Raw genomic sequence first — 13,812 nt, 5'->3', positions numbered from 1 at the left:
GAGAGTTATGAACGAAAAAATCGTGATCAACATCGGCAGTGTACAAAAGACACTTCTGCTGCCCCTCTGGGGAAGGGCGGTCGAATCGAAAAAGGAGAACCCGAGACTGATCGACAGAAAGGCGGTCGAAATCATCGAGCGTATCGATTATGATTTTTCCGTCATCGCGAAAAATATCAGCTTTATTTCCCAGATGGCGTGGGTCGCACGAAGTCTTCACATCGACAATGTCATTCGCGGCTTTATACAAAGAAATCCCGACGGCGCCGTCGTCAATATCGGATGCGGCCTGGATACGACATACGAACGCATGAACAATGACGGACCGTTCTTTTACGACCTCGATCTTCCCGACGTCACGGACCTGAGGGAGAACTTTTTCCGCGACAGTAAAAAAAGAAAAACGATTTCGTGCTCCTTTCTTGAAACTGACTGGTTCCGGCAGATTGAAAAAAAAGGCAGCGTCCTCTTCGTTGCCGCCGGGGTTTTCTATTATTTCAGCGAAAGCGAATTAAAAAAATTTTTAATATCATTAGCGGATCATTTCGTGAGTTGCGAAATGTTTTTCGACGCCGCATCGCCTTTGGGCGTGCGGACGGCGAACGAGAAAGTACTCAAAAGCGGCGGCATGGATGCGGGCGCGATGCTTAGCTGGGGAATAAAGTCGGGGAAAGAAATCGAAAGCTGGGACGACCGGATCACCCTCCTCGATGAGTTTCCCATGTTCAGGGGTTTTAGAAAAAGCTACCCCTTCAAAATCAGATACGGATTATGGTTGTCCGATGTCCTTAAAATCATGTCGATGGTGCATCTGCGGATCGGGGGGTGATGACGGAAAATCATAAAAAAGCAATCAGGAAACTCATCTCACTCAACGAAGCAGATCCGGCCGTCGTCGCTCTTATTCTCTGCGGTTCCTGCGCCGCCGGAACGGCAAAAGCGACATCCGATGTGGATCTGTACAAAGTGGTTACCGAGGAAGCGTTTTTCCAGGTCGAAAAAGAAAAGGCCTATTTCTACGGCAGCTGGGACCCGGAGGAGTATTTCGGGGTCGAGATCGACGGTAAGATTGTCGGAATTGATTTTCTCTATGACGCGGTCGTCAATGCGAACGAACCCACCCGCGCTTCGTTTCTTGCGGCACGCGCGCTTTTTTCGCATGAAAGAAGCATCGACACCTTGATTAAAAAAATCGCCGTATACCCCGAATTGGAACGCGATAAAAAAATCAGGGCTTTCTATGCGTATGTCAAACATTACCGCTACACCTGCGAGGGGTCTTTTAAAAGCGGCAATAGCTTTCATGCCGCCCACTGTGCCATGGAACTGATTTTTTTCGCCGCCCGTCTCGTGCTCGCCCACAACCGAGTCCTCTTTCCCTGTCACAAATCACTTTTCGATGCGGTCGCCCGTTGTACGGACATGCCCGATGATTTTATCGGTCGATCTTCTCACCTCCTCCGCCATATCGATTATCAATCGGTGGTCGACTATTACGATACGGTGGCCGGCTATTTTTCGGCTTATGATTATCCGGATACCGAACGAATCGGTCTTATTCTGGAAAACGAATGGACATGGCACACAAAAAAAATGACGATAAGCGAATGGTAAAGGATGTAAAACGATAAAGCTGTCGTGAGGAGAAAAAATGGGTCGACTGGTAAAAGGCGGCAAGTATGTCTTCGGGTGGTCGATTGTCGGCAAAAACGGGAGCATCACCGTCCCGCCCGAGGCCGGAGTATCATACGGACTGCATCCACACACAAAAATATATGTGTTGCCGGGGAGTAAAACATCGAAAGGATTCGCCATAACGACACCGGACCTGATAAAAAAAAGCGTTTTGGTCAATATGATAACGTCCCTACCCGATGTCTTCCATTTTAAACGATTACCAGGCGGATTTATGACATATAACGACAAGACAGTCACCTGGTCCAAAATCGACGGCCGGCTTATTTTCCGGATCGAACACCCGATCCTGGAAAAGTATTCAGTGCACGCCGGGGACAGGCTTCTTGCCGGCAGGGGAAGCCGGTATGCCCTCGCCTTTATAAAAGAAGGGAAAATCATCGAGGAAGCCCTCAAACATCCCGAATTGCCGGTATTCGGATAGACCCTGCCCCTCATGTTGTGCGTCCGCCGGTTTTATGATACCATCGCAATCATCGCGCCCTCGGACATTCCATGGCAGACAGAGCGAAAAAATCGGTCGAACCCGATAGGGCTACGATATATTAATGAAGAGGATATCTCTGTTTTGAATCATACCGATATTGTTGCCGACAGTTATTACATTCATGATATTCCGGTTACGACATCGTATAAAAAAACGGCATTCAGAATGCCCGTTGTCATCTTTTCCCACGGATTCACGCGAAGCAAGGAAGATTTCACCGGAGAACTTCTCGAATACGCAAAGCGCGGGATATACGGCATTGCCCTCGACAACAGGGGGCACGGTGAAAGAAAGGAAAAAAAATTTTTCGAGGTTGCCATGGAGGCCGGCGGACTCAATATTCTCACGGTGAGGGAATTGATCGATGCAACGGCGAAAGACATTCCCATTATTATCGATTATCTTAAGGACGAGCCGTATGTCGATATCGAACGAATCGGGGTATACGGCGTTTCGATGGGGGGATTCACCGCATTCCGCGCCGTTACCCTCGACGACAGAATAAAGGCAGCCGCACCGGTGATCGCCTCGCCTGTCTGGGACGAGTTTCCGAAAGGAAACGGGCTGGTCGACACGCCGGAATTAAGGCAGCGTCTCGGAGAATTTGCACGGAAAAAGGAACCGGTCAACCTTAAGGACAAATTCCACAACAAACACATCCTCATTCAGATCGGAAAAGACGATCCCCATTTCGATCCGGACAAGGTGCGTTCGTTTGCGGAAGACGTTATAACGCATAACACCGTTCCCGGCCGGATGCAATTGAAGGAATATGCCAATGTCGCGCACGAAGTAACGGACGAGATGAGAGCAACGGTAATGGAATGGATGACAGAGGTATTATAGTATGATTTTCTGAGACAACGGTGGAAATTATGTGTATTGAACAACAGGAGAGCATCTAATGGCTTATATCATTATTGTGGAAGACAACGACGCGATTCGCGAAGCGGCCGTATCCTATCTTTCACTCGAAGACCACCGGGTTGCCGAGTTCAGGGGCACAACGGGTGTTCTCGATGCAGTTTCCGCCAATCCGCCCGATCTCGTCATTCTCGACGTCATGCTTCCTGACGGCAACGGTTTCAAACTCGCCCGGGATATCAGGAAATCCTTTGACATGCCGATTGTTTTTCTCACGGCAAAAACATCGGAAACGGACAGAATCACCGGTTTTGAAATCGGGGGGGACGATTATATCGTCAAACCATTTTCACCGCGGGAACTCGTTCTCCGGGTAACGGCCATCCTCAAACGAAGCGGTAAAAAGGAGGGGAAAATCGAATCGGGATACTGGCGTCTCGATAAACAGGTGCTGGCTTTGCGTCCGGATTCGCATAAAATAACGGTGGAAGAAAAGGACATCGATCTCACCTCATCCGAATGGGAAATTTTAGTCTATCTGATTCAACAGGAGGGCATCGTGGTCTCGAGGGAACGACTTCTATCCCAAAGCCTTCATTATATAACCGGAGATTCCGCGCGAACGATCGACACCCACATCAAAAACATAAGGATAAAACTGGGAAACCCCGCCTGGATAGAAACAGTGCGCGGGTACGGATACAGATTCGCGGGAGAAAAGCAGTGAATACGATATTTACCCGCACCATGTTCGTCATCGTCATCGCCTTTTTGCTGTTTCTGGCAATACTCTGGTTCGTTTTTACAACCGGAATCGGGATGTCCTTTCAGGCCTGGCAAAAGGATCAGGATGAGACATTGATACAAAACCTGAAGGAAATCCTGGACTCCATCACATCTCCTTCCGGATCTCCATCCCCCCGGGAACTCCATGAGGCCCTCCGTTTTCTCGTTCCAGAACGGGGCTACGTCATTCTTTTTGACACCGAAGGACGGGTTATTACGGGATATCGGAAGACTTCGTCCGGGTACCAGGCCGGCACGGAAGGCAACTGGTTGCACAATTACCTTCGGCAGCATCCCGATGATATCGTCCGCCATCCCCTTGATCCGCAACATCCTGAAAAAGGCTCCTTTACTTTCGGCATCATCGGTGAAGGAAACAGAAGCGGTGAAAATAAAAAACTCGTATCGTCTCTCACATTGACCGCGGCGGTGGGAATCGGCCTTTCTTTTTTATTTTCTTTTCTGTTTGCCGTCATTTTCTCTACATTTCTTTCGCGAATCGCAAACCGGCTGGTCAGGGGTATCGAAGCGATCGCCGCGGGCGATTTGCTCTATGAAATTAAGGAAACCGGCATCAGGGAAATCGAACAAATTGCCGCATCCGCAAACGCACTCGGAAAAAAACTGGATGAAGAACAACGGCTCAGGACTCAGTGGACCAACGACATCACCCATGATTTACGCACCCCGCTCGGGGCACTCCGCGCCCAGCTTGAAGGAATGCGGGACGGGGTCTTGAATCCCCTTCCTTCACGATTTGATCTCCTTCTCGCAGAACTTCGCAGGATCGAGGAACTGGTAAACGATTTTAACGAACTCGTGGCACTCGAATCACCGGAAATGAACCTGCATCGGGAAAATATCGACGTTTCCGATTTTCTGAACGAATTGACCGACATGTTTTCATTATGGGCCGAAAAGAAAAAGGTAATCCTCGAAACACGGATTCCGGCAGAAGGGAAGGCCGGATTGTCGCTATGCGGCGACAGGCGCCTCCTCCTTCGCGCGGCGTCTAACCTCATCGATAACGCCGTCCGGTACGCGAATGAGGGCGGAACGGTTGAACTCGCAGCCGTGTATGGCGGCGGTTCTTTCGTCTTCTCCGTATTCAATACCGGGACATCCATTCCGGACCGCGAAATTCCCCTTGTTTTTAACAGATTCTATCGGGGAGAGTTCGCGCGTCATACCCAAGGGTCAGGGCTGGGACTCGCGATAACCAAAAGAATCGTCGACCTCCACGGCGGGACTATCCGAATCGAAAGCGGGGAGGGCAAAGGGACGAAGGTGATTATAGAATTACCCGGAACGGTTCCGGCAGACTGATAAATTATAGCATATATCGGTTTTTTATTTCCATTTATTAAATAAATCAAAGCAGCAGGCAGTTTCCATGCGTTATATAGTATATGAGACCAATTAATCAAGGAGTGTTACATGATACAATCAGGACTGCATGAATTCCATTTTATAATGACGAATATAATGAGAGAGAAGCTGCACAACCTTAAATTGTTCGGTTCGATGCGTTCGTTATCCGCCATAATTGTCAGGATATTGTCCTGTATCGATCCTTTGATTATAAAGGAACATAAATGGGGAAAACAACGGATGAGCCGGTATCAATCGGTCTCACACAATCCCTGTGAAACGCGGGAACACATGCATGTCTATTTATCAGAGGATATGTATCGGAAGATCAAACTGCTGCATGCTGATTTGAATTGTTTTAGTATTGCGCAATTGGTGAGGGGGTTGCTGGAGTTGTTTTTGACGATGGTGGAGAGATATGGAAATAAAGTAATCGAAGAATTTGAGAAAAAATTTAGGCAATGGAGTAGTGAGGAGAGAAGATTACAGCAGTCATCTCGAAGGAATTTACGACAATTGTTTACGATAATCCAACACCTACCTAGGCAAAATAGATTAATTTCTCTATATATGAATCATTATATGCCATTTTGGATACTTCTTCTTTAGAAAATCCATAACAGACAGATACTCCTTCCTGCTATCCTTCACACAATCTTCACACACCCTCCGGGAAGTCTTCACACCCATGGTGGATATTAAGGATATATCATCTGAAGGAGGTTGATGATGAAAAACAAAGCCAGACTTAACTATATTGTGGATATTGTCATCGGGATAGGATTTATCGTCTCGATCGTATCCGGGTTTGTCCTTTTATTTTCGCCGCAGGGCGGCTATATGGGCGGACGAAATCCCGGTTTCGGGGGTGACCTGCTTTTTTTCGGCAAGCAATTCTGGAAAGATATCCATAACTGGTCTAGTATCGCCATGGCCGCCGGTGTGCTGGGCCATATCATCCTGCATTGGAAATGGTTTGTCTGCATGACAACATCATTATTTAAAACAAAGAAAAGACAGGATTGCCCTGTCTGATAGAGGAGGTGTCACATGAAAACGAACGATAAAGCAATCATTATAATTTTAGTATTGCTACTCCTTGCCGCGGGTTTTCTTTTTGCCGGTGGTAATGGCCGGACGGGAAACGGGGGAGTCGGTGGAACGAATGATGAAAGTGGTTATGATTTGGAGAATTATCCGCCGGAATTCCTGTCGCCTGAGGAAGAAGCCGGCCTTAAAAAAATGTATGAAGAAGAAAAACTCGCCCGTGATGTTTATCGCGCGCTGTATGAGAAATGGAATATACCGATATTCGCAAACATTGCGGCAAGCGAACAGACCCATATCGATGCAGTGGGCAGCCTTCTCGATCGATACGGAATCACCGGGGTTACGGATCAGTCGGTCACGGGTATTTTTGACGATCCCGGGCTTGCCGCACTCTACGACAATTTAACTGCCGCCGGATCGAAGGATATTGTCGGCGCGCTAAAGGTGGGCGCCAAGATCGAAGACCTCGACATCTTCGACCTTGAACAGTTGAGGACAGCAACCGACAACAGGGATATAAAAATCGTCTACGCGAATCTTCAGAAAGGCTCGAGAAACCACATGCGGTCATTTTACAGTCAAATCCAAAGATATAACGGTACCTACGAAGCCGCCTATATCAGTGACGATTATCTGAATAAAATTATAACGACGCCGCAGGAAAAGGGAGCAATAACGGATCCGGATTATATCTTCTGACACGTACGATAAAATGAAAAAAGGGGCCGGCTGATAAACGGGCGGCCCTTTTTTATGGAATTATGTTTTATTCCCGTCATCAAAACAAAAGATAAAACGTTCGGTCCCCATCCCGCTTGTTAGAAAACGTTCTTTTCTGCTTCCGAGAAGGCGTTGTGTCCAATCGGTAAAACCGCCGTCGACAACAAGAAACTCCTCCCCTTTCCCGTTTCGGATATATATCCGGTAGCCGGCACCGGAATAATAACCGGCACCTTCCGTTCTCTCCCGATCGAGCGATATCCGTACATCTGGAATACGACCGGAGAGGGGGGCGGCAACCCCGGATTCAAGGGCCGGGATTCTGATACGGTCGAAAGCGGTGAGTGCGACCCGTGTGTCTCCAGGTGAAAAATCCCTTTTTTTTAACGCAGTTATCAGGTCAATAAAAAAACCGATATGTTCGCAAAGGGCGGTGATCTCGAAACCGAATGATCCGGTGTCTCTTCCGGCTGTCACCATTCCGAACAGGCGGAAGTGGGAAAAGGACGCCGCACCTGAAAAAAGTTGCGGCCGCAGGAGACGGTGGCTTGCGCAACGTTTCACCTGCATCATTTTACTTTTTTCCGATTTGAGATATTCCCTCCTCACCAGCGCCGATTCGAGTGCGAGCACGTTCGTCGCATCAGAACAGACTTCATTATTGCGTATTGTCGCTACGACATTATATTGATCGACGGGACCCAATATCGAACACGAACCGAGAGGGGCGACCGGGGAAAGTTCCAGCACCTCGTATTCTTCGGGCAGAAGGGAAAAGGCGATCATGTCCAGATCCATCATACGCCGGGGGGAAACCATCGCCGGCCGGACGAATCTGCTTTCCTCGTATTGCCGCAGCACCCGCGAAGGCGTTAACCCTCCCGCCCTCCTTTTGTAGACTTCAAGCAAAAGACTCTGGAGATCGGGGGGCGACAAGCGGCGTGAGAGGATTTCAACGAGCCGACCGTTTCCGGCACTTTTGAGTATCCGGTTCAGGATATCTTTTTTCATACCTTCCATTTTACCGATAGATGGTTTCAATCACAAGGGGGAGGAGTTTACTCCCATTGCCGTCTCTACCGAAACCAAATCGTTTTCAACAGTAGAAGTGAACAACAAAAATTTTCCGAAAAAATAACCCGCCTGCATGGCAGACGGATTTCCTTATACAACGAAACGAATTACAGAACGTCACAACTCAATGACTATTTTCTCCAATCCTTGATTTTTCCAATGGCATCGATGTCCTCATGGACGCTGCCATTGACAATATAGGGACGAAATTTATAAGCCGTACACCCGCCCTCCTGGTTTCCTTCGACGGTACAAACCCAACCGAGTGTCGGGGAAACCGCAACGGCGATTGCCGAATGGGATTTTTCCCCGGCACTACCGGTCAACGCAAGATAATCGCCGGGGTAGATTGTGTTGCCGTTTACCTGTCCTTTCGAGGTCACAAGCCATTGACCATAATCCCTGAAAAAATCCCTGAATTTATCGACTGTGGTAACCTTTCTCAGCATATTCCAGGCCTGGAAGTAATCGCTGTATATCCCGGATTCGAGATACACATACCGGGCAAACTCGCTGCACCATTTGGCATCCGGTTTCGCTCCATACCGGCTTTTCGCCTCCGCACCGCAATAGCCTGTCTTTACTTCATTTAAGCCGACATTCAAGACCAGCGTGCGGAACTCTTCAACGGTCTTTTTTGACCGGGCATTATCATTGGAAACGATCATGAGGTTGATATCGTTTACCAATTCCGTATACGGTAAATAAATATAGCGGCCGGCGAACCATAACGCCGCCTCCCGTGTTCCGAACTCTGGATTGCTGAAGATGTAACCGTACTCGAATTTATTGTACCGTACCGATTCATAAAGCCCTTCATCGGTGATGGGAAAACCCAGCCAGCTTCGCTCCCATCCTATCTGTCCCCACCTGTTCATGATATCACCCCGAACATAATGTGCGCCCGTCGATGAAGTCCAGTATATGCATCCATTCTGAAAAAAATTGTATCTGCCCCTTCCGTCAGGGCACCCGTATTCATCGGTGACCGGATATCCCAAAATACTGGCGACATTTCCCATTCCGTTCCATTTCGAATATATGGCCCCGTAAATCGCATGCGCACCCGATGACGGCGACCAGAAAATGTACCCGCCCTGGAACGCGTTAAACCGTCCTGAAAAATTTGATGTATTGAGTTCGTCCGTGGTCGGATAGCCCAGAAAACCGTTCTCCCATCCGTATTCCCCCCATTTGGTAAAAATCGCCCCATATACCATATGCACTCCCGCATCCGGATGATTGTAGATGTAACCGCCCGCATACCGCCTGAAAACCCCGCATTCTTTGAGAACGTAATAATCCGATGTCGGATCCCCGAGGAACGAGTTCGCCTTTCGCTTGTTGTCGATCTCCGCCTTTGCGAGGTACTGACAGGAATAGGTGCAATTGGTTTTACAGGCCGTCGGATAGTAGCCGGTTTTGCTTTCAGCTTCATTGTCGGTCTCGAGTGTTTGAATTATTTCCTCATTGTCCAGATGACATGAACTCAACATGGCAAATGCGGAAAGAATCATGATACCCGTTACGATTCGTTTCATTCTGAAACCTCCTTTATTCTTATCGAATATTATAAAGACAGATACCATACCGGTCCTGTCACGGAATATTGTGCCGCCGGAACTCCGATCACGATAATTCCGGCAGATTCAAATACATGAGATATCAGTATAGAATTAAAAGCAAAAACAGTCGACCGCATATATCAGATTGGACACATTTTTTAACTACGAAATTGATATTTTCTTGGTGATTTCAGTGTTGTTTATTAAACACTACCCTATATTATGAATAACAAAGGGCCGCCCCTTCGGACGGCCCAGTTCTTTCGTATTTCCGTTGTTATCGATACCAGGCAGCCGCCTGTTTTGAATCAGCAGAATGAAGTGACGATACCCACATAGTACTGGGCGATGCGGAGGGCATCGACGATGTTCACCGTTCCGTCGCAGTTCGCGTCCGCCGCGCATTCGTAGTAATTGGCCGGTTCCAGTCCGACATAGGCCTGGGCGGTGACGAGGGCGTCGACGATATTGATCGTGCCGTCGCAATTCACGTCCCCGATTTCACACGGACAGTTTCCCGGCGGATTGGTCGTTGTCGGCGGTGTTGTCGCTGTCGGGGGTGTCGTTACCGTCGGGGGCGTCGTTGCCGACGGAGGCGTTGTCGCACCTCCCGATGATCCCGGTTCGTTGCCGTAAACGAGGGCATCATTCAAATAAATCGGGATATTCTCTGTAAGTTCCATCGATTTTGTGAGTCCTTCACGGCTCGGGTCGTTTGTCGGGTCCCAGTGATATTCATATGCGGCATCCTGGGCGTTTATCAGACCGAATTGCAGTTCCCGGTCGCCGAAAAGCGGAACATTCGACCAGTCGATCTCGACATAATAGAGGTTCCCCGACCCGGCGGAAAACGGCCCGTTCACCGGGGCGGCAATACCGTCCATGGTTTTCGCTTCATCGTAGTAGATATCAATGGATATATCGCCGATATCCTGGCCCGCGTCGACCAGTTCGCTGATGTCGAAGTAATACCTGCATGTCAATCCGGTTTCAAACCGCGGCGGGTGCACCGGCTGGCAATCGATCTGGACAGTCACCTGGGTGCGCGCGTTGTTTTCCTGTTCCAGTTTCGCCCGCATGAGGTATTCCTCTACCGGCGGTTCGGATGGCGGGAAATCGGCAAGCGGTTTGTGATCCATGCCGTAATAGTAGACATGGCCCGCGAGCGCGCCGACAAATCCCGCGTTGTAATCGATGGCGACTTCGTTATAGATATAATCCCAGATATCGTCGTTATGATCATCCTGGAGATCCGGTCCGCCGACCAGGGCGCCCCAGAGGGTGTGTTTGTGTTCCGGCGGATTGTCCGGGCTGTTGGTCGTCGAGCCGTGTGCCGCGCGGTGGTGGGGATGCTGGGCGTACTTTTCGCCGTACCCGACTTCATAGGAAAGACCGAGGGGGTTGTCGCCGAGGAGGTATTCCATCTGGCCCCGCGCCCAGTCGGCGAAATCCGTTCTTCCCGTGTATTTTCTGTACACGAGGCATTGAAGCTGCGCGGCGGCGTTGTACCGCGCCGAACCCCAGCCGTTCAGAAAGGCATATCCGGCGGGAGAACGCGCGAGGAAATTCGTGTCGCCCGGGTCCTCATGATCGATCCCCGCCCAGTATTCGCAGTTCCATCTGAAAAACCACCAGTGCTGGGAATCGTCGGTAATCGGGGCGAGTTTCGCGAATACACCGCCCCAGACCGTATCCCACGAGTGAACCCAGATGTTCTGCCAGTCGTCTTCGGGATTCATCACGATCTTTTTCAGATAACCGGTGTATTGTCCCGCCGAATCCACGGAAAGGATATCTTCGATGTAATCATAATTATCGGTTGCAATATAAAGCCAGACGGCGCCCCAGCTCATCTGGTCTTCATCGAAACTCGAATTATAAAAGCCGCCGTCATACCCGAGACCCCTTTTGGCAACGGCATGGGCGTACAATTCCTTTGCCGCAGTCAGACACTTTGTCGCATACGCCGAGTCTTCGTCCTGAAGGATAAGGTACATGATGGCAAGGGCCGCAGCGGCCTGTGAAGCCTGGTCGCTGGCGGGATGGGTATCTGTCGCATAAGAAGGCCGCTCAAAATCTTCCGTTTTCTGAAGTTCAGGCGGGCCCCAGTAGTTGTGATCGACCGATCCCTCACCGACATGATAGATAAATCGGGAACCGTTCCAGCACCTGAGGAAATAATCGGAAAACCACCGCAATATTTCCATAATGTGTTCGTATTCATCTATCTGGACAAAAGCGTCCTTGAACTCATAGACACCCCATGCAAGGGTCGACGCCGCATACGACTGCGGAAGTCCGAACTTGACATGATCGCCCGCATCATGGAAACCGCCGTAATACACATCGTCCGTATGGCAGTCGCCGCGCCATTCGAGACGGCCGCCCGTGACGCCGGGGCCGCATTTTTCCGCATCATAGAAATAAATCGATTTTTGAAGTGCTTCGGCAAAGTTTTGCGCCATTAGAGTGGTTACGGTCATAAAAAATAGAATTACCACCAAAAAAACCACCGGTCGCATGTGATGCTGTTTCATTTTTTTTCTCCTTTTTTACTTTTTTATGCTTTTTTTAAGCTGTTTTTACGTCGCTTGCGGGAAATATTGTATCATGAAATAAAAGATAATTCAAGTATATTCTTGGCAGGGAACTCACGCCGACCTGATAACCTCATGAACGTGCCGGATATACCGGTTAATGATCACCGAGTCCATGATATGATCGGAAAAAACGGCCTCTTCAAAGGTATCTGCAATAAAAATCAAGGCATCACCCATCTCAGGCCGCCTTTCAATCACCGAAATGATATATTCTTTTGGTCCGAGTGAGGGATGATAACCGATACGCCGTTTACAACCCCATTTGATCAGGGTGGAAAACGCACGAAGAACGCGGTTTTTCTGGACCGTCTTCCTGATACCGATCCTTTTTCGTTTTGGACCGATATCCTGCCTTCCGGGTACGGCAGCGTCAACAGCCCGCTTTTCACGGGGACGGAAAAGTGAACGCAGCGTACGGCCGATCTGACGCCCGGTCTTTCCGATCAGCAATATAAGCGCCTTGAGTTTTTTCCGGATCAGTCTGAACGGGTGGATACCCCTTGAAAGTCCGCTTATTCCCTTTTCGAAAAGGGGTTTGAACAGAAACCAGAGGAGAAGAATACCAAGCAGGATCAAGATACTGATCCCCAGAATTTCAATGATGAAAGACAAATCGAATCCCGTTTGTATTCCCTCGATATTGGGATCGAAGGGAAAGGGGTCGGGGCCTTCGGGAAGCGTTTCCCCGCCCGGATAATCTGGAATTCCGCCGGCGAGCCTGGGGGCCGGCAAAAGGCTCAATAACCAGGAAAAAAATCCGGCAATGTCGGCGGGTGAAAAAAGGGCGTCGTCCCTTGAAAAGGGGACGACCAGAAGCAGACATAGAAGAAGCACTATTATAAAAAGCGCTATCCTCCGTTGTTTGAACCTGCCGCTGATACCAAAACTCTCATTATAATATCGGTATTCATCAATACAGATGGTAATGATGATATCTACTATCACTCCGGCGAACATCACAACGACACAGAAAATCAGCGTGACAATCCGCAACGCTATTCCGATAACATGAAGCAAGGCGACGGCAAAAATAAAAAGAAAGAGTATGACATTGATCATGGAACGCAGCCGCTTGAGGCTGAGATACGAATCCCGGCCGGGGTACCTCTCGGCTGCCTCTTTACTGTTGCCGGAAGATTCCCGTCTTTTTTTCACATAGTACATATAGATGATATATTCTTTCCATCGCGCGGACATGGAAAAGGCAACGATCCATCCGAGTGTCACAATGAGTGCCGGATAGGTAATATACATGAGGGAGTCACGAAGAAGAAAGACGAAAATTCCCGCCACAAAAAGATAAACAAAGATATTGACTCTGAGGATCGAGGACACCTCCCAGCGGTATCTGACGGCGAGTGAAAAGGAGACGGCGACGACGATTGTCGCGACTGCCGCAACCAGGATAAACCACTGCGGAATAACACTGAGAACGGGAAAGGTATCACGCGCGAGAAAATCGACACCCGCCATTAACAGGCACGGGAAAACGGCCGTAAAGACGATATCGATATTAATGGCGGGAAAAATCTCCTGTCTGTCGTCGATGTTGTCAAACATAGAGAACCTCACCCCCGATATCGGACTCGAATATCATTGC

Annotated in this window: 12 protein-coding genes; 8 read left to right on the top strand and 4 right to left on the bottom strand. The window is 49.1% G+C overall.

Annotated elements, in window-relative coordinates; genetic code table 11:
• Positions 1-7 precede the first annotated feature (7 nt).
• The 8 genes from JW881_04395 to JW881_04360 all read left to right on the top strand — a co-directional run bounded on the left by JW881_04395 (position 8) and on the right by JW881_04360 (position 6,952).
• Positions 8-829: a class I SAM-dependent methyltransferase gene (locus JW881_04395; protein ID MBN1696731.1), complete on the top strand. Its 822-nt coding sequence runs from the start codon at positions 8-10 to the stop codon at positions 827-829.
• Positions 829-1,614, top strand: a complete 786-nt coding sequence (locus JW881_04390) for a nucleotidyltransferase domain-containing protein (GenBank protein ID MBN1696730.1) — start codon at positions 829-831, stop codon at positions 1,612-1,614. Before JW881_04395 ends, JW881_04390 begins: the two co-directional genes overlap by 1 nt.
• A gap of 37 nt (positions 1,615-1,651) precedes the next feature.
• A complete protein-coding gene (locus JW881_04385) occupies positions 1,652-2,119 on the top strand; it encodes a hypothetical protein (protein ID MBN1696729.1) in 468 nt (155 codons plus the stop codon).
• A gap of 144 nt (positions 2,120-2,263) precedes the next feature.
• Positions 2,264-3,028, top strand: coding sequence for an alpha/beta fold hydrolase (locus tag JW881_04380; GenBank protein ID MBN1696728.1), 765 nt, complete (start codon positions 2,264-2,266; stop codon positions 3,026-3,028).
• 58 nt (positions 3,029-3,086) lie between these two features.
• A complete protein-coding gene (locus JW881_04375; GenBank protein MBN1696727.1) occupies positions 3,087-3,773 on the top strand; it encodes a response regulator transcription factor in 687 nt (228 codons plus the stop codon).
• The gene (locus tag JW881_04370) at positions 3,770-5,158 is read left to right on the top strand and encodes a HAMP domain-containing histidine kinase (GenBank protein ID MBN1696726.1); all 1,389 of its coding nucleotides are present in this window, start codon (positions 3,770-3,772) and stop codon (positions 5,156-5,158) included. The genes JW881_04375 and JW881_04370 overlap by 4 nt, the downstream gene beginning before the upstream one ends.
• A 771-nt stretch (positions 5,159-5,929) precedes the next feature.
• Positions 5,930-6,238, top strand: coding sequence for a DUF4405 domain-containing protein (locus JW881_04365; protein MBN1696725.1), 309 nt, complete (start codon positions 5,930-5,932; stop codon positions 6,236-6,238).
• 15 nt (positions 6,239-6,253) lie between these two features.
• Positions 6,254-6,952 carry a DUF2202 domain-containing protein gene (locus JW881_04360; GenBank protein MBN1696724.1) on the top strand — a complete coding sequence of 233 codons (699 nt, stop codon included), beginning with the start codon at positions 6,254-6,256 and terminating at the stop codon, positions 6,950-6,952.
• Between the two features lie 60 nt (positions 6,953-7,012).
• Here JW881_04360 and JW881_04355 read toward each other — a convergent pair whose 3' ends face one another.
• The 4 genes from JW881_04355 to JW881_04340 form a co-directional block, all read right to left on the bottom strand.
• A complete protein-coding gene (locus JW881_04355; protein ID MBN1696723.1) occupies positions 7,013-7,984 on the bottom strand; it encodes a hypothetical protein in 972 nt (323 codons plus the stop codon).
• Positions 7,985-8,178: 194 nt separating this feature from the next.
• Complete coding sequence (locus JW881_04350) at positions 8,179-9,588, bottom strand: hypothetical protein (protein ID MBN1696722.1); 1,410 nt, start codon at positions 9,586-9,588, stop codon at positions 8,179-8,181.
• 332 nt (positions 9,589-9,920) lie between these two features.
• Positions 9,921-12,149: a glycoside hydrolase family 9 protein gene (locus tag JW881_04345; protein MBN1696721.1), complete on the bottom strand. Its 2,229-nt coding sequence runs from the start codon at positions 12,147-12,149 to the stop codon at positions 9,921-9,923.
• 114 nt (positions 12,150-12,263) lie between these two features.
• Positions 12,264-13,772 carry a DUF4129 domain-containing protein gene (locus JW881_04340; protein MBN1696720.1) on the bottom strand — a complete coding sequence of 503 codons (1,509 nt, stop codon included), beginning with the start codon at positions 13,770-13,772 and terminating at the stop codon, positions 12,264-12,266.
• Positions 13,773-13,812 lie beyond the last annotated feature (40 nt).

The organism is Spirochaetales bacterium, from assembly GCA_016930085.1.
Lineage (GTDB): Bacteria > Spirochaetota > Spirochaetia > SZUA-6 > JAFGRV01 > JAFGHO01.
This window is presented reverse-complemented; position numbering and strand designations above follow the sequence as displayed.

What these genes read in the sequence shown, in the direction of transcription:
- JW881_04395 (MBN1696731.1), top strand. Translation starts at nt 8, where the DNA reads ATGAACGAAAAAATCGTGATCAACATCGGCAGTGTACAAAAGACACTT.
- JW881_04390 (MBN1696730.1), top strand. Translation starts at nt 829, where the DNA reads ATGACGGAAAATCATAAAAAAGCAATCAGGAAACTCATCTCACTCAAC.
- JW881_04385 (MBN1696729.1), top strand. Translation starts at nt 1,652, where the DNA reads ATGGGTCGACTGGTAAAAGGCGGCAAGTATGTCTTCGGGTGGTCGATT.
- JW881_04375 (MBN1696727.1), top strand. Translation starts at nt 3,087, where the DNA reads ATGGCTTATATCATTATTGTGGAAGACAACGACGCGATTCGCGAAGCG.
- JW881_04365 (MBN1696725.1), top strand. Translation starts at nt 5,930, where the DNA reads ATGATGAAAAACAAAGCCAGACTTAACTATATTGTGGATATTGTCATC.
- JW881_04360 (MBN1696724.1), top strand. Translation starts at nt 6,254, where the DNA reads ATGAAAACGAACGATAAAGCAATCATTATAATTTTAGTATTGCTACTC.
- JW881_04355 (MBN1696723.1), bottom strand. Translation starts at nt 7,984, where the DNA reads ATGAAAAAAGATATCCTGAACCGGATACTCAAAAGTGCCGGAAACGGT.
- JW881_04350 (MBN1696722.1), bottom strand. Translation starts at nt 9,588, where the DNA reads ATGAAACGAATCGTAACGGGTATCATGATTCTTTCCGCATTTGCCATG.
- JW881_04345 (MBN1696721.1), bottom strand. Translation starts at nt 12,149, where the DNA reads ATGAAACAGCATCACATGCGACCGGTGGTTTTTTTGGTGGTAATTCTA.
- JW881_04340 (MBN1696720.1), bottom strand. Translation starts at nt 13,772, where the DNA reads ATGTTTGACAACATCGACGACAGACAGGAGATTTTTCCCGCCATTAAT.